Annotated in this window: 3 protein-coding genes; all 3 read right to left on the minus strand. The window is 68.8% G+C overall.

The annotated features are described in order from the left end of the window. A partial coding sequence (locus JHC57_RS21845; RefSeq protein ID WP_294032675.1) for a helicase-related protein occupies positions 1-1,334 on the minus strand: 1,334 nt, incomplete at its 3' end. Further along, on the minus strand, positions 1,334-1,720 hold the full coding sequence (locus tag JHC57_RS21850; protein ID WP_294032676.1) for a DUF1801 domain-containing protein: 387 nt from the start codon (positions 1,718-1,720) through the stop codon (positions 1,334-1,336). The genes JHC57_RS21845 and JHC57_RS21850, both read right to left, overlap by 1 nt. Before the next feature lie 10 nt (positions 1,721-1,730). Continuing rightward, positions 1,731-2,698 (minus strand): polyprenyl synthetase family protein (locus tag JHC57_RS21855; protein ID WP_366928562.1); only part of this gene is annotated, 968 nt, incomplete at its 5' end.

Below are 2,698 nucleotides of genomic sequence, written 5' to 3' on the forward strand. Positions count from 1 at the left end.
GTGAGCAGCACCGCGAGCCGCCCCGCCATCCCGGCCTCCCCCGCGCGGGCCGCGTCGAGCAGCATATGCGCGAGCGGCACCGGCAGCGGAATCGCGGCGAGCGCCTTGCCATGCGCGGTGATGCGGCCATCCTCGCCGAGCGCGCCGATCGACTGGAGCCGCGTCTTCGCTTCCGCAATGGCGGCGGGCGACGGCGGATCGAGCCAGCCGAGCTGGCGCGGATCGACGATGCCCCAGCTCGCGCAGTCGAGCACGACAGGCATCAGGTCGTTCTCGTGAATCTCGGGCGGATCGAAGGGCGGCATGCCCGCAGTCGCCGCCGCCTCCCACAGGCGATAGGCGACGCCGGGTCCCTGCCGCGCCGCGCGGCCCGCGCGCTGCGTCGCCGACGCCTGGCTCGCGCGCTCTGTAACCAGCCGTGCGATGCCCGCGGCCTTGTCGAAGCGCGGACGGCGCGACAGGCCGGCGTCGATGACGATGCGCACGCCGTCGATCGTCAGGCTGGTTTCGGCGATGCTCGTCGCGAGGATCAGCTTGCGCCGTCCGTCGGGATCGCGGATGAGCGCCTTGCGCTGGAGCACCGGGTCGATCTGTCCATGCAAGCGATGGACGGCGAGCGGCAGGCGTGCCTCCTCGACCGCCGTCGCGGCACGCTCGATATCGGCGGCGCCGGGCAAGAAGGCGAGCATGTCGCCCGCGAGTTCCTCGGCCAGCGCCTGCCGCACCGCGCTCAGTACCGACGCCTCGAGCCGGTCCTCGGCGCGGCGGCCGATATGGCGGAGCTCGAGCGGCCAGATCTTGCCCTCGCTCTTGACGACGGGTGCGTTGCCGAGCAGCGCTCCGAAGCGCGCGCCGTCGAGGGTCGCCGACATCGCGACAAGCCGGAGATCGTCGCGCAGGCCCTGCTGTGCATCGATCGCCAGCGCGAGCGCGAAATCGCCGTCGAGGCTGCGTTCATGGACCTCGTCGAACAGGACCGCCGACACGCCGCCAAGTTCGGGATCGGCGAGGATACGGTTGCGGAACAGGCCGGGCGTCATCACGAGCAGCCGCGTCGCCGCCGACTGCCTGCTGTCGAGACGCGTCGCATAACCGACCATTCCGCCTACCGCCTCGCCCATTTCCTCGGCGATTCGTTCGGCCGCGCCGCGTGCCGCAAGCCGCCGCGGCGAGAGCAGCCATACCGCACCCTTGCACCACGGCTGATCGAGGATCGCGGGGGCGACACGCGTCGTCTTGCCCGCCCCCGGCGGCGCGACGACAACGGCATTGGGCTTCAGCACCAGCGCCGCCATGATATCGGGCAGCACGGCGTCGATCGGCAGCACCTGCATCAGGCCCGCGCCGCGGGATTGCCCAGTTCGGCGTTCAGACGAAAGGCTTCGGCGGCAAGGCGCGACACCTCATCGGCGGTGACCTCGATCGCCTCGGTCATCACCAGATTACCGAGTTCATATTTGCCGCTGGCCTTGATGCGCGGATCAACCTCACGAAGCCGCTTGCCGCGCCAGAAGCCGAGCAGCACGCGATGCTCCTCGGCGCGGATCAGGATGCACGGGCCGTTCGCCATGAAGACGAGGTTGGTCCATTTGATCGTTTCGTCAAAGGGCGCAGCCGCCATGATTGCGGCACGCATCATTTCGCAGCGCGCGCGCTGCCAGCCCGACAACGCGGCGACATAGGCATCGGCACTTTCCGCCGCTGGACCCATCATCGCCATCGGCGCCGGCTCAATAGGCGCGTGCGACCGCGAAGGCGACCGCTTCGGTCAGCGCCGATTTCGCCTGGCTGGCGCTGAAGCCGCCGATCGCATCGACCGCGCGCTGGCCGTAGTGCCGCGCCCGCGCCAGCGTGTCGGCTATGGTGTCGTGCTTGCGCAGCAACGACGTCGCATAAGCGAGATCCTCGTCGGACGTCTTGTGGCCGGTGATCGCCTGCTTCCAGAACTCGCGCTCCTCGGCGCTGCCGCGCGCATAGGCGAGGATGACCGGCAGGGTCACCTTGCCGTCGCGGAAGTCGTCGCCGACGCCCTTCCCCATCGTTTCCTCGTCCGAAACATAGTCGATCGCATCGTCGACGAGCTGGAATGCGATGCCGAGGTTGCGGCCATAGGCGTCGAGCGCCGCTTCGGTCGCCTCGTCGCGCTCGGCGACCACTGCCGCGATCTTGCACGCGGCGGCGAACAGCTCGGCGGTCTTCGCGTTGATGATCGCGAGATACTGGTCCTCGCTCGTCTCGATCCGGCGCTGCGCCGAGAGCTGGTTGACCTCGCCCTCGGCGATCACCGCCGAAGCGCGCGACAGGATCTTGAGGACCTTGAGCGACCCGTCCTCGACCATCACCTCGAAGGCGCGGCTGAACAGGAAGTCGCCGACGAGCACCGAGGCGCTGTTGCCCCAGATGATGTTCGCGGTCTTGCGGCCGCGGCGGAGGTCCGATTTGTCGACGACATCGTCGTGGAGCAAGGTCGCGGTGTGGATGAATTCGACCGCCGCGGCCAGTTTGCAATGGCGGCGCCCCGGATAATCGAGCAGCTTGCCGCACGCGAGCGTCAGCATCGGGCGCATCCGCTTGCCCCCGCCGGCGATCAGATGGCCCGCGAGTTCGGGGATCAGCGGCACTTCGGATTGCATCCGGTCGAGTATGACCGAATTCACCTCGTTCATATCGGCGGCGACGAGCGCCATCATCGGATCGA

It is taken from the genome of Sphingopyxis sp., from assembly GCF_016463645.1.
Lineage (GTDB): Bacteria > Pseudomonadota > Alphaproteobacteria > Sphingomonadales > Sphingomonadaceae > Sphingopyxis.

Coding starts and splice junctions, on each gene's coding strand:
- JHC57_RS21850 (WP_294032676.1), bottom strand. CDS start 1,720: ATGGCGATGATGGGTCCAGCGGCGGAAAGTGCCGATGCCTATGTCGCC.